General features: G+C 70.0%; 19 protein-coding genes. 10 read left to right on the top strand and 9 right to left on the bottom strand.

Translation table 11 applies throughout. From position 1 onward, the window contains the following. Positions 1 to 10: 10 nt before the first annotated feature. From ABD156_RS20155 to ABD156_RS20140, 4 genes are read right to left on the bottom strand one after another with little or no spacing between them, the layout of a single operon-like run. Complete coding sequence (locus ABD156_RS20155; RefSeq protein WP_344275514.1) at positions 11 to 436, bottom strand: thioesterase family protein; 426 nt, start codon at positions 434 to 436, stop codon at positions 11 to 13. Further along, a complete protein-coding gene (locus ABD156_RS20150) occupies positions 429 to 1,370 on the bottom strand; it encodes a 3-hydroxyacyl-CoA dehydrogenase NAD-binding domain-containing protein (RefSeq protein WP_344275510.1) in 942 nt (313 codons plus the stop codon). Before ABD156_RS20150 ends, ABD156_RS20155 begins: the two co-directional genes overlap by 8 nt. After that, positions 1,363 to 2,256, bottom strand: coding sequence for a beta-keto acid cleavage family enzyme (locus ABD156_RS20145; protein ID WP_344275507.1), 894 nt, complete (start codon positions 2,254 to 2,256; stop codon positions 1,363 to 1,365). Before ABD156_RS20145 ends, ABD156_RS20150 begins: the two co-directional genes overlap by 8 nt. Then, complete coding sequence (locus ABD156_RS20140; RefSeq protein ID WP_344275504.1) at positions 2,256 to 3,116, bottom strand: TetR/AcrR family transcriptional regulator; 861 nt, start codon at positions 3,114 to 3,116, stop codon at positions 2,256 to 2,258. The genes ABD156_RS20145 and ABD156_RS20140 overlap by 1 nt, the downstream gene beginning before the upstream one ends. A gap of 235 nt (positions 3,117 to 3,351) precedes the next feature. Between ABD156_RS20140 and ABD156_RS20135 the strand changes: the two genes are divergently transcribed. From ABD156_RS20135 to ABD156_RS20115, 5 genes are all read left to right on the top strand, one after another. Then, positions 3,352 to 3,615 (top strand): hypothetical protein, encoded by a 264-nt coding sequence (locus tag ABD156_RS20135; protein ID WP_344275502.1) that lies wholly within the window; start codon positions 3,352 to 3,354, stop codon positions 3,613 to 3,615. 387 nt (positions 3,616 to 4,002) lie between these two features. Continuing rightward, entirely contained in the window at positions 4,003 to 5,325 is a 1,323-nt protein-coding gene (locus tag ABD156_RS20130; protein ID WP_344275499.1) for a M20/M25/M40 family metallo-hydrolase, read from the top strand. Next, positions 5,325 to 6,218: an alpha/beta fold hydrolase gene (locus ABD156_RS20125; RefSeq protein WP_344275496.1), complete on the top strand. Its 894-nt coding sequence runs from the start codon at positions 5,325 to 5,327 to the stop codon at positions 6,216 to 6,218. The genes ABD156_RS20130 and ABD156_RS20125 overlap by 1 nt, the downstream gene beginning before the upstream one ends. A gap of 33 nt (positions 6,219 to 6,251) precedes the next feature. Next, on the top strand, positions 6,252 to 6,854 hold the full coding sequence (locus ABD156_RS20120; protein ID WP_344275493.1) for a winged helix-turn-helix domain-containing protein: 603 nt from the start codon (positions 6,252 to 6,254) through the stop codon (positions 6,852 to 6,854). Continuing rightward, complete coding sequence (locus tag ABD156_RS20115; RefSeq protein ID WP_344275489.1) at positions 6,847 to 7,575, top strand: SRPBCC family protein; 729 nt, start codon at positions 6,847 to 6,849, stop codon at positions 7,573 to 7,575. Before ABD156_RS20120 ends, ABD156_RS20115 begins: the two co-directional genes overlap by 8 nt. A gap of 52 nt (positions 7,576 to 7,627) precedes the next feature. Here ABD156_RS20115 and ABD156_RS20110 read toward each other — a convergent pair whose 3' ends face one another. The 4 genes from ABD156_RS20110 to ABD156_RS20095 all read right to left on the bottom strand — a co-directional run bounded on the left by ABD156_RS20110 (position 7,628) and on the right by ABD156_RS20095 (position 10,523). Further along, complete coding sequence (locus ABD156_RS20110) at positions 7,628 to 8,209, bottom strand: dihydrofolate reductase family protein (protein WP_344275486.1); 582 nt, start codon at positions 8,207 to 8,209, stop codon at positions 7,628 to 7,630. An 18-nt stretch (positions 8,210 to 8,227) separates the two neighbouring features. Then, positions 8,228 to 8,452 (bottom strand): DUF5703 family protein, encoded by a 225-nt coding sequence (locus ABD156_RS20105; protein ID WP_344275483.1) that lies wholly within the window; start codon positions 8,450 to 8,452, stop codon positions 8,228 to 8,230. Next, positions 8,449 to 9,462, bottom strand: a complete 1,014-nt coding sequence (locus tag ABD156_RS20100; RefSeq protein ID WP_344275480.1) for a YncE family protein — start codon at positions 9,460 to 9,462, stop codon at positions 8,449 to 8,451. Before ABD156_RS20100 ends, ABD156_RS20105 begins: the two co-directional genes overlap by 4 nt. A gap of 98 nt (positions 9,463 to 9,560) precedes the next feature. Continuing rightward, positions 9,561 to 10,523: an aldo/keto reductase gene (locus ABD156_RS20095; protein WP_344275477.1), complete on the bottom strand. Its 963-nt coding sequence runs from the start codon at positions 10,521 to 10,523 to the stop codon at positions 9,561 to 9,563. Between the two features lie 161 nt (positions 10,524 to 10,684). On the opposite strand from ABD156_RS20095, the gene ABD156_RS20090 reads away from it, so the two are divergent. The 3 genes from ABD156_RS20090 (at position 10,685) to ABD156_RS20080 (ending at position 14,404) form a co-directional block, all read left to right on the top strand. After that, positions 10,685 to 11,527: an undecaprenyl-diphosphate phosphatase gene (locus ABD156_RS20090; RefSeq protein ID WP_344275474.1), complete on the top strand. Its 843-nt coding sequence runs from the start codon at positions 10,685 to 10,687 to the stop codon at positions 11,525 to 11,527. 29 nt (positions 11,528 to 11,556) lie between these two features. Then, positions 11,557 to 12,261, top strand: a complete 705-nt coding sequence (locus tag ABD156_RS20085) for a histidine phosphatase family protein (protein WP_344275471.1) — start codon at positions 11,557 to 11,559, stop codon at positions 12,259 to 12,261. Between the two features lie 91 nt (positions 12,262 to 12,352). Further along, on the top strand, positions 12,353 to 14,404 hold the full coding sequence (locus tag ABD156_RS20080) for a M3 family metallopeptidase (RefSeq protein ID WP_344275468.1): 2,052 nt from the start codon (positions 12,353 to 12,355) through the stop codon (positions 14,402 to 14,404). Between the two features lie 73 nt (positions 14,405 to 14,477). Here ABD156_RS20080 and ABD156_RS20075 read toward each other — a convergent pair whose 3' ends face one another. Then, positions 14,478 to 15,650, bottom strand: a complete 1,173-nt coding sequence (locus tag ABD156_RS20075) for a serine/threonine-protein kinase (RefSeq protein ID WP_344275465.1) — start codon at positions 15,648 to 15,650, stop codon at positions 14,478 to 14,480. A gap of 223 nt (positions 15,651 to 15,873) precedes the next feature. Between ABD156_RS20075 and ABD156_RS20070 the strand changes: the two genes are divergently transcribed. Further along, positions 15,874 to 17,124 (top strand): MFS transporter, encoded by a 1,251-nt coding sequence (locus ABD156_RS20070; protein WP_344275462.1) that lies wholly within the window; start codon positions 15,874 to 15,876, stop codon positions 17,122 to 17,124. 239 nt (positions 17,125 to 17,363) lie between these two features. Beyond that, the gene (locus tag ABD156_RS20065) at positions 17,364 to 19,100 is read left to right on the top strand and encodes a glycosyl hydrolase family 18 protein (RefSeq protein WP_344275458.1); all 1,737 of its coding nucleotides are present in this window, start codon (positions 17,364 to 17,366) and stop codon (positions 19,098 to 19,100) included. The last annotated feature ends 26 nt before the right edge of the window (positions 19,101 to 19,126 follow it).

Genomic DNA, 19,126 nt, shown 5'->3' with positions numbered 1-19,126 from the left:
GGGGAGGGGATTAGGCGATGGCGCGTCCCGCGTAGTCCGGGACCGGGGCGAGATGCGCCTCCAGCGCGGTGGCCACCTCGGCGGGGAACGGCGTCGCGCGGCCTCCGGAAACGTGCAGGCACAACAGCTCCTCGGTGGCGACGAGTTCGCCGCCGACCCGCATTTCGTGGCAGAGCCGCACCTTTTTCGCGCCGACTGACAGCACGGCGGTGGTCACTTCAAGCTCGGCGTCCGCGCCGACTTCGCGCAGATACCGGACGTGAGCCTCCACTGTGTACAGCGACGCCCCGGTTCTCTCGCGGTAGCCGGGGCCGAGGCCGGCGATGTCCATCAGCGCGGTGGTCGCGTCGCCGAAGACGAGGACGTAGTAGGGCTCGGAGAGATGGCCGTTGTAGTCGATCCACTCTGGACGGACCCGGTCGCGGTACTCAGCCACGACGGGCCTGCCCGACCGCGCGCTGGATCGCGATGACCGCCCGGTCGCGTTCGGCGATCAGGTCGGCGATGGTCCGCCCGGCCGCCTCGTCGTCGCAGCCGTCGACCACGGCGTCGCGCAGGTCCTTGGTGAGTTCGGGCGCTTCGAGCCGGGTCCACGGCGACTTCAGCGACGGTCCGAAGTGGTCCAGCATGTGCGCCATGCCGCCTTCGCCGCCCGCGAGATGAAAGGTGAGCATCGGGCCCTGGATCGGCCAGCGCAGGCCCGGCCCGTCGGTGATCGCGAGGTCGATCTGTTCGACGGTCGCCTCGCCGTTCGCGACCATGTGCAGGGCTTCCCGCCACAGCGCTTCCTGGAGCCGGTTCGCGATGAAACCCGGCACCTCGCGGTCCATGGTGATCACGGACTTGCCGACGCGGCGGTAGAACTCGGCGGCCCGCTCGACCGCCCACGGCGCGCTGAGCTTCCCGCCCGCGACCTCGACCAGCGGGATCAGGTACGGCGGGTTGAACGGATGCCCGACCACGAGCCGTTCCGGCGTCTTCGCGGCGACCTGCATTTCGGTCATGCCGTAGCCGGAGGTGGACGAGGCGATCACGACGTCCAGCGCGGTGACGGCGTCGATGTCGGCGAGGAGTTTCTGCTTGAGCGCCAAGTCTTCCGGCGCGCTTTCCTGGACGAAGCCCACGCCTTCGACGGCTTCCGCGAGTGTCGCGGTGACGGTGAGCCGGTCTCGACTCGCGCCCGGCTTGAGCCCCAGCTCAGTGAGCGCGGGCCAGGCTGCGTTGACGAGCCGTTCGAGCTTCTCCGCGGCGTCCGGCGCGGGGTCCCAGGCCCGGACGTCGAAGCCCTGGGCGAGGAAATGCGCGACCCAGCCGCCGCCGATGACTCCCGCTCCGATGCAGGCGACAGTGTCCACAGTGGTCTCAGGCATTCACGCGCTCCTTCAGCCCGAGGATTTCCCGCGCCCGGTCCGGACTGGCGATGTCCGCGCCGAGCTTCTGCACGATGTCCACCGCGCGTTCCACGAGCTGGCCGTTGGTGGCCTTGACGCCGCGCGCCAAGTAGAGGTTGTCCTCCAGCCCGACCCGGACATGCCCGCCCAGCAGCACCGACTGCGCGACCCACGGCATCTGGTCGCGCCCGATGGCGAACGACGCCCACTGCGCGCCTTCCGGCAGCAGGTGCACCATCGCCTGCAGCAGCCCGGGATCCGGCGGCGCGCCGTACGGGATTCCCATGCACAGCTGGAACAGCGGCGGCGGGTCGATCAGGCCTTCCTCGACCATTTTCGTGGCGAACCACAGGTTGCCGGTGTCGAAGATCTCCAGTTCGGGCTTCACACCCAGTTCCTGGATCCGCTTCGCGCCGGTGCGCAGCATGTCCGGAGTGGACACGTAAAGCTGGTTGCCTTCGCCGAAATTCAGCGAACCGCAGTCGAGCGTGCAGATGTCCGGGAGGAGTTCCTCGACGTGCGGGAGCCGGTCGTGCGCGTTGACGAGGTCGGTGCCGTCGACCGGCTTGAGCGGGTCTTCGGCGTCGATGACGAGGTCGCCGCCCATGCCCGCGGTGAGGTTGACGACGACGTCCACACCGGACTCTTTCACCAGCCGCACTGCCTCGCGGTACAGCGCGACGTCCCGCGACGGAGCTCCGGTTTCGGGTTCGCGCACGTGGATGTGGACCACGGCCGCGCCGGCGTTGGCGGCCTCGATGGCGCTTTCGGCGATCTGCGCCGGGCTGACCGGGACGTGCGGGCTCCGGCGGGTGGTGTCCCCCGCACCGGTGAGCGCGCAGGTGACGATGACCTCGTGGTTCATCAGGCTCCTTGGACGATCGAGCGGTCGATGAAGTCGTGCAGGTGCGCGCGCATCGCGCCCACCGTGCTGCCGGGCCGTCCGGTCAGCACCTGGATGCCGAGGCCGTCGATCAGCGCGGTGAGCTGCGCGGTGGCGGCCTCGGGGTCGGCCAGGCGGAACGCGCCCTGCTCCTGGCCGGTGCGGATGGTCATGAGAATGGTCTGGTACCAGCGGTCGTAGGAGTCGGTGTAGAGCGAACGCAGCCGCGGGTCGAGCGCGACCTCGTTCCAGACCTGCAGCCACACCGACCATTCGGCGCGCAGCAGGCCCTCGGTGGGCAATTGGAGCTCGACCAGCTTGAGCAGCCGGTCGTGCGCGCCGGGCACCGCGTGCAGCTCGGCGACCTGCCGGTCGAAAGCGAGCTTCACGTTGCGCCGCAACGCTTCGTCGAGAACTTCGGTTTTGGTGGGGAAGTGGTAGTGGATGGCCGCGGTGCTGGTGCCGCACGCTTGCGCGATGTCGGCGATGCGCACCCGGTGATAGCCGCGCTCGGCGATGAGCTGCCAGGCGGTTTCGAGGATCCGCCGCCGTGGCTCGGAGTGCGCAAGGTCGTCGGGGTCGCTGGCGGTTCCCGCCGCGGGGGCTGGGACGGCGGTGACGGTTTTGGCGTCGTCGCTGCCGTTGAGCAGCCAGTTCACCGTGACGCCGGAGTATTCGGCGACGCGGACGAGCTCGTGCGGGGAGAAACGGCGGGCGCCATTGAGGGCCTTGGAGAGTTTGGTCTGGTCCAGGCCGATGGCGGCGGCGAACTCGCGTTGGGGGACGGGCATGGACTGGATCAGCTGGCGCACTCGTTCTCTCAGCTGGTCGGTTTCGTCCATGGCCGGAGACGCTAACGCCGCGTTGCGAAAATCGCAACTCTGGTGGGGTTGGACACGTAACGGTTTGAGATATCGGTTGTGTGCCAAGGAGTTGCGATCTTGGGTTGACTGGCGGATCAGTCGGTTAGGCTGAGGTGTCCATGCCGGGCCGGGCGAAGCTGCAGGAACTGGAACACGCGGATCGGCTGCGCAGCGCGGAACTCGAAGCCGCGAGAAGCAGCGGAAAGCTGAGCGGTTGCGCGAGTGCTACATCCAGTTGACCGCGAACAACCGGAATTATCGGGACGCGATGCTGACCTATGCGCACGCGCTCAAGGCCGGAATTCCGGCGGAGGCCGAGGCCGCCGAGGTGCAGACGGCCGAGCACGAGCCGGACGCGACCTTGCGGGCGTGCCTCGACGACGTCATCGAGCTTCTCGACAAGCTGGTGAAACTGCACGCCAAGGCGCGGCTTGCGATGCGGATCGATCTGGGGATCACGCGTCAGCCGTCGTTGTGATCTTTCGCTGTGGCTCGTCGCCTGGCGGTGACATTGGCCCGTTGGTTGCGTGGGGCACCCCGAAGCCCGAGTGTGCTGACGGTTCGGGGGTGCTTGTCAAGGCGGGAAAGATGCCTTGACAAGCACCCCCGAACCGCAGGGAGGCTTCGTATCGGGGTTGGGGGAGGGGCTGGGTGCCTCGATGGGTGGGTGCGCGGGTGCGGCGTGGTCTGTGAAGGGCTCCTTGAGGGAATCTGGTTCCGTGAGGGGCTCCTTGAGGGAATGCCTGGTCGTGTGGGGAACCCTGAGGGACTCTGATTCCCTCACGGACTTCTGCTCGGCGCGCCCGGTGCGGTTCCACTCGCCGGGACGGCGGCGTCTTCCTGCGGCGGATGATAGGAATGGCCGGTGACCCAACCGAACTTGATCGACGCCGCCGCGGACGAGGCTGTCACGCTTACCAGCGAGCTGATCCGCATCGACACCACCAACACCGGCGACCCCGAAACCCTCGTGGGGGAGCGTGTCGCGGCTGAGTATGTCGCGGAGAAGCTGACTGACGCCGGGTACGAGATCACCTACGTCGAGTCCGGCGGCAAGGACCGGCACAACGTGATCGTGCGGCTGCCGGGAGCGGATCCCAGTCGCGGGGCGTTGCTGATCCACGGCCATCTCGACGTCGTGCCGGCGGACCCGGCCGAGTGGTCGGTGCATCCGTTCTCGGGGGCCGTCCAGGACGGGTACGTGTGGGGGCGCGGCGCGGTCGACATGAAGGACATGGTCGGCATGACGCTGGCCCTGGCCCGGCACTACAAGATCAACAATATCGTGCCGCCGCGCGATCTCGTGTTCCTGTTCGTCGCCGACGAGGAGGCGGGCGGCAAGTTCGGGGCGCAGTGGCTGGTCGAGCATCGGCCGGAGTTGTTCGAGGGCGTCACCGAAGCGATCAGCGAGGTGGGCGGCTTCTCGATCACCTTGAAGGACAACGTCCGCGCGTATGTGATCGAGACCGCCGAGAAGGGCATCCGCTGGATGAAGCTGCGCGTGCGCGGCACGGCGGGCCACGGGTCGATGATCCACCGCGACAACGCGGTCACCAAGCTGGCCGAGGCCGTGGCGAAGCTGGGGCAGCATCAGTTCCCGCTGGTGCTGACCGATTCCGTGCGCGAGTTCCTCGCGGGGGTCACGGAGATCACCGGATGGGACTTCCCCGAGGACGATCTCGAGGGCGCGGTCGCGAAGCTGGGCAACATCTCCCGGATGATCGGCGCGACCCTGCGCGACACCGCGAACCCGACGATGCTCACCGCGGGCTACAAGTCGAACGTGATTCCGTCGGTGGCCGAGGCCGCCGTCGATTGCCGCATCCTGCCGGGGCGGCTCGAGGCGTTCGACCGAGAGCTGGACGAGCTGCTCGGGCCGGACATCGAGAAGGAATGGATGGAGTTGCCGCCGGTCGAGACGACGTTCGACGGCGCGCTCGTCGACGCCATGACCGCCGCGGTGCTCGCCGAGGATCCGGGCGCGCGCACCCTGCCGTACATGCTCTCCGGCGGCACCGACGCGAAGTCCTTCCAGCAGCTCAGCATCCGCAACTTCGGCTTCGCGCCGCTGAAACTGCCCGCTGACCTCGACTTCTCCGGGCTCTTCCACGGCGTCGACGAGCGCGTCCCGGTCGACGCGCTGAAGTTCGGCGTCCGCGTGCTGGACCGGTTCCTCCGCTCGTCCTGATGCCCGAGTTCCGGCTCGCCGACGGCACGCCCCTGCACCTCGTGCGCAGGGGCGACCCGGCGGCGGCCGTGACCGTCGTGCTGCTGCACGGCTACGCGCTCGACCAGCGCAGCTGGGGCCGCATCGCCCCGGTGTTGCCGGACGCGGTCGAGCATCCGCTCGCGGTGCTCAGCTACGACCATCGCGGGCACGGCGAATCCGGCCGGGCCGCGCGCGGCACCGCGACGATGGGCCAGCTCGCCGACGACCTCGCCGAGGTGATCGAGCAGGCCGTCCCGCACGGTCGCGTCGTGCTGGTCGGCCACGACATGGGCGGGCTCGCGGTCATGTCGCTGACCCAGCGGCATCCCGAGCTGTTCGCGGCGCGCGCCGGCGGGCTGGTGCTGCTGTCGACGTCGTCCGGGCGGATCGCCACCGAAGCGTCCGCGGCCTGGCCCAACGCGCTCGGGAAAGTCGCGCAGGACCTGGAAATGGTGCTGGGCGCGAAGCTGTACGGCCTGGTCCGCGAGCACACCAGCCGGGCGGTGAGCGCCGGGCTGCGCTGGTGGCTGTTCGGCGACGATCCCGACCCGGACCTGGTCGAGCTGACCGTCAAGATGATCCGCGGCAACTGGCCGCACACCATCTCGCAGTTCCGGCCCGCGCTCGACGCCTATGCGCGCGAGTCCGCGTTGACGCTGGCCGGAGACCTGCCGGTGACGGCGATCGTGGGGGAGCGGGACCGGATCGTCGCGCCCGCCGACGTCGAGCAGTTCGTGCGCGGGCTTGCCCAGGGATACGCCGTGGTGCTGCCCGGCGTCGGGCACGTCGTCCCGCTGGAGGCTGCCGCGCAGGTGGTCCCGCGGATCGCGTCGGTCGTCAACGAGGTCCACCGACAACAAAATCTGTCTTGACAAGCTGAGTGTTCTGACGCGACGATGGGACGCATGTTTCCCGTTGCGGTGATCGAGGACGCGGCCGCGGCCGAGGTGTCGCTGGACCCGGTCCGCGCCCGGCTGCTGGCCGAACTGGCGCAGCCTGCCTCGGCGACGATGCTGGCCGCCCGCGTCGACCTGCCGAGGCAGAAAGTGAACTACCACTTGCGCGCGCTGGAAAAGCACGGGCTCGTGGAGCTGGTCGAGGAGCGGCGCAAAGGCAACGTCACGGAGCGGATGATGCAGGCGACCGCGTCGTCGTACGTGATCTCGCCGTCCGCGCTCGCGGCCGTGCAGCCCGACCCGGCGCAGTCTCCGGACCGGCTCTCCGCGCGCTGGCTGCTCGCGGTCGCCGGGCGGCTGGTTCGCGACGTCGGGATCCTGATCACCGGTGCCGCGAAAGCGCGAAAGCGCGTCGCCACCTTCGCGCTCGACGGCGAGGTCCGGTTCGCTTCGGCGGCCGACCGCGCCGCGTTCGCGGAGGAACTGGCGACCGCGGTGACCACGCTGGTGGGGAAGTACCACGACGAAAAAGCAGAGAACGGCCGCGCGCACCGGGTGGTGCTGGCAGTGCACCCGAGCGTGCCGATGGGGGAGGAAAACGGGCATGGGTAAGGAATTCCGGGAGATCGACGTCGCCGAGGTCCCGGTCGAGCCGGAGCAGGTCTGGGCCGCGATCGCGACCGGGCCGGGCATCGACTCCTGGTTCATGGGCCGCAACGAGGTCGAAGGCGGGGTCGGCGGCGCGGTGCGCGGAGCGTTCGCCGCCTACGAGCCGACGCACGCGATCACCGCGTGGGACCCGCCGAACCGCCTGGCCTACGGCGGCGAACCGGGGCCGGACGGACGCCGGATCGCCTACGAATTCCTCGTCGAGGGCCGAGACGGCGGCAGCTCGGTGATCCGCTGCGTCACGAGCGGCTTCCTGCCCGGCGACGACTGGGCGGACGAGTTCGAGGCCATGCAGGCGGGCGGCGCGCTGTTCTTCCGCAACCTGGTGGAGTTCGTGCAGCATTTCCCGGGCCGTACTGCGAAGCCGGTTACCGCGTTTGGGTCGACGGTGATCGCGGACTGGTCTGCGTTGTGGGCCGCGGTGGCGAAGGAACTGGGGGTCGAGGAGTTGAGCGTCGGCGCGAAGGTTCGGCTGGCCGGGTCTGATGGTGTGTTGTACGCGGTCAACGACCAGACCGTCGGGATCCGTACCGATGAGGGACTTTTCTGCTTCATGCAAGGCTTCCGCGGCCCGCTGGTGGCGACGCACCACATCGTCGCGCCGGAGGTCGATGTGGCTGCGGAGGAAGCCAAGTGGGCGGAGTGGATCGCCGCGCTCAGCTGATCGTGTCGAAAACCGGGGTCACCGGTTCGTCCACCACGCCAGATTCCCCGATTCAGGCCCGCGCGTACCGCAGCAAGGCGACGCCGCTCTCGAATGTCCGGCTGTCGGCGAGCCGGTAGCTGTCCACCGAGAACCCGGCATCGAACAGGGGCGCGCCGGAGCCGATGACCACCGGGTACAGCTTCAGGTGCAACTCGTCCACTTCGTCGCGCAGCGCCCCGGCCAGCGCGCCGCCGCCGACGAGCCAGATGTCCTTGCCGTCTTCCTTCTTCAGTTCGCGGATCTTCTCCGCCGGGTCGGTGTTGACCACCTGCACAGCCGGGCCGGGAGCCTCGGTCATGGTGCGCGAGAAGACGTAGTGCCGCAGATGCGTGTACGCGTCCGGAACGCCGAGGTCGACGCCCATCTGATAGGAGACGCGGCCTTCGACGACCGTGTCGAAATGCCGGTGCGGGGCGTCCTCGATGCCGAGCACGGACCGCAGATGGGTCGGCACCATCTCCGGGTACTCCCGCAGCAGCGGCTCGGCGTGGTCGCCTTCGAACTGGAAGACCGAGCCGGTCGGGTCCTCCCGGTTCGGCGCGGCGATGAAGCCGTCGAGCGTGGACGCGACGAGGTAGACCAACTTGCGCATAACGGACAGTCAAGCAGGTCAGGTGGCGAGCCCTGTCGAGTGGTCCGCCGCGGTGCGCTTCCGGCGCAGCCACACCCGCCGCGTGCCGTCCGCGTAGAGCCGCACCGTCCGCAGTTCCCACCCCGCGAACTCGGCGTGAATGGAAAGCTGGATCATCGCCGCGCGCCGGGACACCGCGGGGGGAAGGCGCAGGCGGCGATACTCCCAATCCCCTTCGACCACCGCCTCGTCGACTGTCGTCATGGCTGGATCACCTGGGTCCCTTCTCCGGCGGCCGAGCCGACGAACACGCGGCCGCTCTGGTCGTCGACGCCGACCGTGTCCGGCTGGCGCACGGTCGGGAATCGGTATTTCTCGACGGGCTCTCCGCCGCGGACGTCGTAGCCGACGACCTCGTTGCGGGCGGTCAGGGTGATCCACGCCAGGCTGCGTTTCGCGTCGTAGGCGATGCCGTACGCGCCGCCCGGGACCGGGTAGCGCTGGCGGAGGATCAGGGGGTTGGTGGAGAACGCGAGCAGCGCGCCCGCGCGTGCGTCGGTGACCAGCACGCGGCCGTACGAATCGGCGATCGCGTTGGCCGCGCCGTCGCCCGCGCGCAGGCCTTCGTCCATGGTTCCGGCCTGCACGTCCACGCTGAACACGGCGGTGCGCAGCCGGTCGAGGACCACGACACCGTTGCCGGTGTTGACCACGTCGTCGGCGCTGTACAGCTGTCCGGTGATGGTTTTCGCCACCGCGCCGTTCGTCAGCACCTCGACGGCCTTGCGGTCGCGGACCGCGACGAGGGTGTCCGGCCCGTCGGCCGTTCCGGCGGCGGGTTGTCCGGCGACCTTCTCGGCGGTCAGCTGTCCGCTCGGCAGCGCGACACGGGCGAGCACGCCCTTGCCCGGGACTCCGGCGAGCGCCTGGCCGCCGGACACGCTGAGCGATTCCGCCGGACCGGGCAGGGCGACGGTCTTCTTCGGCGCGCCGAGCGAGCCGAGGTCGTAAAGCCGCAGCTCAGGCGGCTGGGAGAGGGCCACGACGAGGGTGTGGCTCTGCTGGTCGGTCGCGATCGCCGACACCACCGGCATCGGCAGCACCTGCCCGGCCGGCGGGACCGCGCGGGCGGGGGAGACGGCCGGTTTGGCGGCCGTCGGATTGGCCACGACCTGCAGATTGTCCTTCGGTTCGGCCGAGGACGAGCAGGCGGACAGCGCGAGCGCACCGGCCAGCGGGATCGCGATCCGCGACGCGGCGGTGAGCCGACGCACCTTGAAACCTCCAGCAAAGCTCCGGCGAACGGGTCCCTTCAGCATCCTCTCCGAATGCCGAACCGTCACGCCCGTGTCACCGACCCGACACCTGCGGCTCACCGGGTGCCCCGTTCCGGGTAGCCGAAGTCGACGCTGCTGACGTCGTCCAGCGCGCTGCGGATCGCCGGGGGAAGGGTCAGATCCTCGGCGGCGAGAGAGCCGGTGAGCTGCCCGGTGTCGCGCGCTCCGACGACCGGAGCGGCTACGCCGGGCCGGTCCCGGACCCAGGCGAGCGCCACCGCGAGCGGCGAGGTGCCGAGCCCCTCGGCGGCGGTCACGACGGCCTGCACGATCCGCGCGGCGCGTTCGGTGCGGTGGTGTTCGACGTATCCGGCGTACTCGGCGGACGCGCCGCGCGAGTCCGCGGGCGTGCCGGTGCGGTACTTCCCGGTGAGGACGCCGCGGCCGAGCGGAGCCCACGGCAGCACGCCGATGCCGTGGTGCTCGGCGGCCGGGACGACTTCGCGTTCGATGCCGCGTTCCAGCAACGAGTACTCGAACTGCCCGGACACGAGCGGCACGGTGGCGAGAGAGGCGGCCGTCGCGAGCTGCCAGCCCGCGTAGTTGGAGACGCCCACGTAGCGGACCTTGCCGCTTGTCACCGCGTAGTCGAGCGCGGACAGCGTTTCCTCGATCGGCACGCACGAATCCCACGCGTGCAGCTGCCACAGGTCGATGTGGTCGGTGCGAAGCCGCTGCAGCGAGCCTTCGAGCGCGGACAGCAGCGCGCCGCGCGAGGCTCCGCCGCCGAACGGGCCGTCTCCGCGCCGGGCGACAGTCTTGGTGGCCAGCACGATGTCCTCGCGCGGGACCAGGTCCGACAGCAGCTCGCCGAGCATCCGCTCGGCCTCGCCGCCGGCGTACAGGTCGGCGGTGTCCACGAGCGTGCCGCCCGCGTCGACGAACGCGACCAGCTGGCTGGCCGCCTCGTCCGGATCGGTGTCGCCGCCCCACGTCATGGTGCCGAGGGCCATCCGCGATATCCGCAGTCCCGACCGGCCGAGCTGTCGCTTTTCCACGACCGCCGAGCCTAGTGGGCGCACCCCCCGCGACCGGACGAAGGTGACCTCGTGTCGCACCGGCGCCCTCCCGGGAACCGCCGGGAACCACCCGATAGGTTCCCGATCGTGCGAATCGGACTGCGCCCCGTGCGGGCGGGCGAACCGGCGGGAGCGGCCTGATGGGATGGTTCGAGGCCCTGGTGCTGGGGCTGGTGCAGGGGCTCACGGAGTTCCTCCCGATCTCCTCGAGCGCGCACGTGCGGATCGTCGCGGCGCTGTCGGGCTGGGGCGATCCGGGCGCGGCGTTCACCGCGGTCACCCAGATCGGCACCGAGCTCGCGGTGATCCTCTACTTCGGACCGAAGATCGGCCGGATCCTGCGCGCCTGGTTCTTTTCGCTCTACCGCCCGGACTGGCGGCGCGACCCGGAAGCGCGGCTGGGCTGGCTGATCATCGTCGGCTCGCTGCCGATCGTCGTGCTCGGCCTGCTCCTGCAGGACGAGATCGACAAGGCCTTCCGCGACCTGCGGATCACCGCGACCACGCTGATCGTGTTCGGCCTGATCCTGCTGTTCGCCGACCGGACCGCGAAGCAGCAGCGGACGCTGGACCACCTGAACGTGCCGCACGGCCTGGTTTACGGCTTCGCGCAGGCGCTCGCGCTGATCCCGGGCGTCTCGCGTTCGGGCGGCACGACGAGCGCCGGTCTCCTGATGGGCTACACGCGTTCGGAAGCCGCCGAGTACTCGTTCCTGCTCGCGGTTCCCGCCGTGTTCGGCTCGGGGCTGTACAAGCTCACCGACATCGGCAAGAACGGCGAGAACGCGCAGTGGGGGCCGACGATTCTGGCCACGCTGGTCGCCTTCGGCGTCGGCTACCTGGTGATCGCCTGGCTGATGGCCTACATCAAGAAGCGCAGCTTCGTGCCCTTCGTGATCTACCGCGTCGTGCTCGGCATCGTGCTGTTCGGCCTGGTCTTCGGCGGCGTGCTCGACCCGAACGCGGGACCCGCGGGCGGCTGACCGCGCGGATCACCGGTTAGGGTGGCGTCGTGAGTACGGTCATCTTGCTCCGGCACGGAAAGTCCACGGCCAACGGCTCGGGCGTCCTCGCCGGGCGCACCCCGAAGGTCGGGCTGGACGACACCGGCCGGGCACAGGCCGCCGCGCTCGTCGAGCGGTTCGCCGGGGTGCCGGTGGCCGAATTGGTGGTGTCGCCGATGCTGCGCTGCAAGCAGACCGTCGCGCCGCTGGCCGCCGCGCAGGGCCTGGACAAGGTCGTCGAGCCGCGGCTGTCCGAAGTGGACTACGGCGAGTGGACCGGCCGGGAGCTCAAGAACCTGGTGAAGGAACCGCTGTGGCGCGTGGTGCAGGCGCACCCGTCGGCGGCGGTCTTCCCGGGCGGGGAAGGGCTCGCCGAGATGCAGGCGCGGGCGGTGGCCGCGATCCGCGCGCACGACGCCCGGATCACCGCCGAGCACGGCGACCACGCGGTGTGGGTCGTGTGCAGCCACGGCGACGTGATCAAGTCGATCCTGGCCGACGCGCTGGGCCAGCATCTCGACGCCTTCCAGCGGATCGTCGTCGACCCGGCCGCGGTGTCGGTCGTCCGCTACACCGAAACGCGGCCGTTCGTGCTCCGGGTGAACGAACACGGCGGTGATCTGGCCGGGATCGTGCCGCCGCCGCCCAAGAAACGCGGCCGCGGCAAGAAGGGTTCCAGCGACGCCGTCGTCGGCGGAAGCACGGGCCGCTGACGATCGACAGTCCTTCCGTCGGATGCCAAACCCCGTAGGGTGGGCGGAACCACGTGGAGAACCCTGTGGAGAACCAGGAGCGCAAACCCGAATGATTTCCCCGGACAACCCGTTCGCCGTCCCCAGCGACCTGCCGTACGAGCTGCCGCCGTTCGACCGGATCGCCGACGAGCACTACCGGCCCGCCTTCGAGGCCGGTCTCGCCGAGCACGCGGCCGACGTGGAGCGGATCGCCGACGACCCGGCCGAGCCGACCTTCGAGAACACCATCGCGGCGCTGGAGCGGGCCGGGGCGCTGCTGACGCGGGTGTCCGGCACGTTCTTCAACATCTCGGGCTCGAACGCGACCGACGAGGTCCAGGAGATCCAGGCCGAGCTCGCTCCGAAGCTGGCCGCGCACGAGGACGCGATCCACCTGAACCCGCGCCTGTTCGCCCGCATCGACGCGCTGTACCAGAAGCGCGCGGAGCTGGGGCTGAGCACGGAGGCGCTGCGGCTGCTGGAGCGCCGCTACACCGACTTCAGCCGGGCCGGAGCCGGGCTGCCCGAGGCGGACCAGGCGAAGCTGCGCGCGCTGAACGAGCAGCTTTCCACGCTGCAGACCCGTTTTTCGCAGAACCTGTTGCGGGACACCAACGAACTCGCCGTCGTGCTCGACGACGCCGCGGAGCTGGCCGGTCTCGGCGAAAGCGCGATCGCGGCGGCGGCGCAGACGGCGGCCGAGCGCGGTCTCGAGGGCAAGTACGTGCTGACCCTGACGCTGCCCACCGCGCAGGCGGCCGTGGCGTCGCTGGAGAACCGCTCGGTGCGCGAGCGCCTGTTCACCGCTTCGGTGTCGCGCGGCAACCGCGGAAACGCCTATGACAACAACGCGATCGTCGAGGAGGTCACGCGGCTGCGGGCCGAGCGGGCCGCGCTGCTGGGCTACCCGAACCACGCGGCGTACGTGATCGCGGACGAGACGGCCAAGACCGTCGAGGCGGCCGGCGGTCTGCTGGAGCGGCTCGCGCCGGTGGCGGTCGCGAACGCGCGCACCGAGGCCGCGGAACTGCAGAAGCTGCTGGAAGCCGACGTGCCCGGCGCGACGCTGCAGCCGTGGGACTGGGCCTTCTACGCGTCGAAGGTGGAGCGCGAGCGCTTCCAGTTGGACACCGCGGCGCTGCGGCCGTACTTCGAGCTGGACCGGGTGCTGCACGACGGAGTGTTCGTGGCGGCGAACCGGTTGTACGGCTTGACTTTCACCGAGCGGAACGACCTGCCGAAGTACCACCCGCAGGTGCGGATCTTCGAGGTCTTCGACGCCGACGGCAGCGGGCTCGGCCTGTTCCTGATGGACTACTACACCCGCGACTCCAAGCGCGGCGGCGCGTGGATGAACAACTTCGTGGACCAGTCGCGGCTGCTCGGGCGGCGCACGGTCGTGGTCAACGTGCTGAACGTGACCAAGCCGCGCGAGGGGGAGCCGACCCTGCTCTCGCTCGACGAGGTGCGCACCGCGTTCCACGAGTTCGGGCACGCGCTGCACTCGCTGCTGTCCGGCGTCGAGTTCCCGACCTTCACCGGCACCAACGTGCCGCGCGACTTCGTCGAGTACCCGTCGCAGGTGAACGAGATGTGGATGTTCTGGCCGGAAATCCTGGCCAACTACGCCAAGCACCACGAGACGGGGGAGCCGCTGCCCGCCGGGCAGGTCGAACTGCTGGAGGCCGCGCAGCAGTACGGCGAGGGCTTCCGCACGACCGAGTACCTCGCCGCCGCGCTGCTCGACCTCGCGTGGCACCGGCTCGGCCCGGACGACCGGGTGGAGGACGTGCAGCGGTTCGAGGCCGAGGCACTGGAAAAGGCGGGCGTGGCACTGGAAAGCGTCCCGCCGCGCTACCGGACGACGTACTTCAACCACGTCTTCTCGGGCGGCTACAGCGCCGGGTACTACTCCTACATCTGGAGCGAGGTGCTCGACGCGGACACCGTCGAGTGGTTCACCGAGAACGGCGGCCTGAAGCGGGAGAACGGCGACCACTTCCGGTCGACCCTGCTGGGCCTCGGCGGCAGCGTCGACCCGATGGAGGCGTTCGCGACCTTCCGCGGCCGCGCGCCGGAGATCGAGCCGCTGCTGAAGCGCCGGGGTCTCGCGGGCGCGTAAGCTGGGTGTATAACGACCTATACGGCGGGGCTGGGGCGACCGGTCCCGCCGTTCGGCGTCCGGACTGAAAAGCTCAGCCGACAGCGATGTTCGGCAGCCACAGCGCGAGCAGCACCGCGAACGTGGCCATGCTCGCGCCGAAGGCGATCGGCTTGGAGTGCCGGATCGGCCAGGTGCGCGGGCCGACTCCCACGAGGAACGAGATTCCCCCGGCGATCAACGCCGGGGGAAAGAGGGCGTCTCCCCGGGTGTCGGCATGCGTCGCCCCGCTCAGGGTGATCATCGTGACCACGACGGCCATCGCCACGCCGAAAACGGTCGCGATGGTCCCGGCGATGATTCGCGGCCGGTCCGCGTGCTGGCGCGGCGGCACAGGTTCCGGATCGACCGGCTGCTGAACGGTCTCGACTCGGGTTTCGCGCCGGGGCGAGTTCGCCGCGGCGGCTAGTTCCCGTGCCTCGGCGAAGGACGGCCGGGCAGCCGGATCTTTCGCCAGCAACCGGACGATGAGATCGGTCAGCGCGCCCGCGCGCCGCGGCGGCTGGGGTTCATGGAAGAGAATCGCGGCCATCGTCGCTTTCGCGGTGTCGCGCGCGAACGGTGAGACGCCCTCGACGGCGTGATACAGGGTGGCCCCGAGCGAGAACAGGTCGCTGACCGCGCCGCGGCCGTGGCCTTCGAGCCGTTCCGGGGCGGTGTATTCGACCGAGCCGATGAACATGCCGGTGGAGGTCAGCTGGGTGTCGGCGTCGTGGGTGGCGATCCCGAAATCGGTGAGCAGCACGTGGCCGCGCTCGGTCAGCAGGACGTTGCCGGGTTTGACGTCCCGGTGCGCGATGTCCGCGTCGTGCGCGGCGCCCAGCGCGTCCACCAGCGCCGCCGCGATCGGCGCCGCCTGTCCGGGGGAGAGCGGGCCGTCGGCGAGGCGGTCGGCCAAGGTCTGGCCGTCGACCAGGCGCATCACGATCCACGGGACGCCGTCCTCGACCACGACGTCGTGCACGGCCACGATGTTCGGATGGTCGCGCAGCCGGGCCGCGTGCCGGGCCTCCCGCTCGGCCCGCTTCAGCCGGTCGGCCTGTTCGGCGTCGCTGGACGACGGCGGCAGCCGCATCTCTTTCACCGCGACACTCACGTCGAGGGCTTCGTCGTGGGCCCGCCACACCCGCCCGAAACCGCCGGACCCGAGTTCGCTGATCAGCCGGTACCGGCCGCCGATCATCGCGTCCGGTCGCCCCTCGGCCATCCCCACCGTCCCTGTGCGCTCGCGGTCGTCAGCTTCGCCAGCGTAGGGAACCCCGCCGCGTTCCGCCGCCGAACGGCCGGTTCCGGCCGCGGGTACCTCAGCGAATCCGGCTCTTCGTCGGATCCGCTGAGGCCCGGGCCCGGGATTCGGCGGATCCGACGAAGCCGCGGAGGGGGTCTATGACCGCACAATGCGGCATCGCCGAATCAAGGAGGATCCGACGGTGAGCATTCCGAGTTCCGCCCCGGTCGTGCGGCGGACCGAACGGACCACGTTGGCGCTGCTGGTCGGCGTCTTCATCATCGACTACATCGACCGCGTCATGATCGCGGTCGCGCTGCCGCTGATCGGCGCCGAGTTCGGGCTTTCCAAGACCACGCAGGGGCTGGTCGTGTCCGCGTTCGCGATCGCCTACCTGGTCGGGCAGATGCCCGGCGGGCTGCTCGCGGACCGGGTGGGCGCGCGGCCGTTGCTGGTGATTTCCCTGGTGGCGTGGTCGGTTTTCACCGCCGCCACCGGGTTCGCGCCCGGATTGGTCGTGCTGCTCGTGCTGCGCGCGGCGTTCGGGTTCGCGCAGGCGTTGTTCCCCGGCGCGGCTTTCAAGGCGCTTGCCGAGCGGACGACCCAGGAGGGCCGCAGCCGCGGCGCCGGGCTGCTGCTGGCGTCCAACTCGGTCGGGGCCGGGCTCGGTCCGCTGCTGGTCGCGCCGTTGGTGGTCGCGGCGGGCTGGCGGCACACGTTCTGGATCGTCGCGGTGGCCGGGCTGGTCGTCGGGTTGTTGCTGTGGCGACTCCTGCCGGCGCCGCTGCCGCGCGAGCTGACCGAACCCGAGGCGCGCGTCGCCCCGGTGAAGGTGCCGGTGTCGCAGGTACTGCGGAACCGGCTGGTGATCCGCTGCGCGGCGATGTTCGCCTGCTTCAACATGCTCGCCTACGGGATGATCACCTGGGTTCCGTCGTACCTGGTCGAGACGAAGGGCCTGTCGCTGGTCGCGGCGGGGATCTCGGCGGCGATCCCGCAGCTGGTCAGCGCGGCGGCGGTGCTGCTGGGCGGCTGGCTGATGAGCCGGTACTTCGACCATCGGCCGCGCTGGCTCGTGGTGCCCGCGCTCGTCGCCGCGGCCGGGGTGCTCGTCGCGATGCTGCTGTCGGATTCGGCGACCGGGTTCACCGTGCTGCAGACCGTCGCGATGTTCATCAGCGGCCTCGCTTCGATCGGCATCGTCGGCCTGCCGCTGCGCGTGCTGCCGCGCGATCTGGTCGGCGCGGGGATGGGCCTGGTCAACACCGGCGGCCAGCTCGCCGGCGTGCTCGCTCCGCTGGTGATGGGCTGGCTCGCGGACCGGTTCGGGTTCGCCGCCGCGTTCGGTTTCCTGGCGGTGTCGACGCTGGCCGCGGCCTTGATTTCGCTGACTACGCGGTCGACGACGCTCTCGCTCGGCGCGCCTGCCCCGGCCAAGGAACAGGTCGGCTGATCCGCTGGCGGTCGTGAGTGTTTCTGCCGGTTCTCACCGGCAGAAACACTCACGAAGCGGATGGCAGCTCCGTGCCCGGCACCGGACCACCGGCCCCCGGTGGCGCCCGACGATCCGACCCGGCCGTTCGGCCGCATTAGTGGTCTAGACCTTGACGGGTGACTGGTCCAGTCCAATTCTGAGAAGGTTCCGGCCGTGCGCCGCCGCCGCACGGCCCCTTTTTCGGCACTGGAGCCCGCATGCGACGAAGAAGTCACTTGTCACGATTGTCCGCTGTCCTGGCCGCCGCCGCGGCTCCGCTCGGCGTGCTGGTCGCCACCGCGGCCCCGGCGCACGCCGCGACGCCGCTGCCCAACCACGTTTTCGCGCCCTACTTCGAATCCTGGAACGGCCAGAGCCCGGCCGCGATGGCCCAGGAAGCCGGCGTCAAGCACCTGACGATGGCCTTCCTGCAGACCGCCTCCTCGGGTTCGTGCACCGTCCTCTGGAACGGCGACGCGAGCCTGCCGGTCGCGGATTCGTCGTTCGGCGCGGACTTCCGCACCATCCGCTCGCGCGGCGGCGACGTGATCCCGTCCTTCGGCGGCTACACCGCGGACCACAACGCCACCGAAATCGCCGACAGCTGCACGGACGTCGACAAGATCGCGGCGGCGTACGAATCGCTGATCACCACGTACGACGTGCCGCGCCTCGACATGGACATCGAGGACAACTCGCTGACCAACTCGGCCGGCGTCGACCGCCGGAACAAGGCGATCAAGAAGGTCCAGGACTGGGCGGCGGCCAACGGGCGCTCGCTGCAGATCTCCTACACGCTGCCGACCACCACGAGCGGTCTCACCAGCGCGCTGGGCGTTCTGCAGAACGCGGTTTCCAACGGAGCCAAGGTCGACGTGGTCAACCTGATGACCTTCGACTACTACGACAACGCGACGCACAACATGGCGCAGGACACCCAGACCGCCGCCGCCGGGCTGGTGTCGCAGCTGGCTTCGCTGTACCCGGACAAGTCGCAGGACCAGCTGTGGGGGATGGTCGGCATCACCGAGATGCCGGGCATCGACGACTTCGGCGCGGCCGAAACCTTCACCACGGCCGACGCGGTCACCGTCTACAACTGGGCGGTGTCCAAGGGCATCAACATGCTGTCGTTCTGGGCGCTGCAGCGGGACAACGGCACCTGCCCGGGCACCGGAGCACAGGACACCTGCTCCGGCATCCCGCAGGACAAGTGGTACTTCAGCCACACGTTCGCTCCGTTCACCGGCGGAACTCCGGTGCCGGGCAACGACTTCTCGGTGACGGCCAGCCCCGCGTCGGCTTCGATCGACCCGGGCGGCTCGGCGACCGGGAAGGTGGCCACCGCGGTGACTTCCGGTACGGCGCAGCAGGTTTCCCTCGCCGTGAGCGGTGCGCCGGGCGGCGTGACCGCTTCGGTCAGCCCGACGACAGTCAAGGCGGGGGAGAGCGCGAACCTGTCGATCACCACGACGGCCGCGACTCAGCCAGGCGTCTACCCGCTGACCATCACCGGTTCGGTGGCGGGCGGCGGCAGCCACACCGCCACGTACACGTTGACGGTCAACGGAACCAGCCCGACCGGCAGCGTCATCAACGGCAACTTCGAGACCGGTGCGCTGAGCCCGTGGACCGGGGGGACGATCGTGTCCTCGCCGGTGCACTCCGGCAGCCACGCGCTGCAGGTGTCGCCGACCGCGTCGACGACCGGGGAAGCGGCGCAGAACCTGACGCTCGCGCCGAACCACGCGTACACGTTGACGGCTTGGGTGCAGGGCGGCTACGCCTACGCCGGGGTCCGCGGGGGAGCGACGGCCAGCTCGTGGACGGCGAACTCCGGCTGGACCAAGCTGACCATCCCGTTCACCACCGGCTCGTCCGGCGCGGTGACGGTGTACGTCCACGGCTGGTACGGCCAGAGCCCGATCTACGCGGACGACATCTCCGTCGCCTGACTGGTGTATAACGACCTATACAGCCG

Origin of the sequence: Amycolatopsis albidoflavus (assembly GCF_039525725.1) — a bacterium.
In the GTDB taxonomy this organism is placed as follows: Bacteria; Actinomycetota; Actinomycetes; order Mycobacteriales; family Pseudonocardiaceae; genus Amycolatopsis; species Amycolatopsis albidoflava.
The sequence above is the reverse complement of the archived record's forward strand: the minus strand, read 5'-3'. Positions and strand labels throughout refer to the sequence as shown.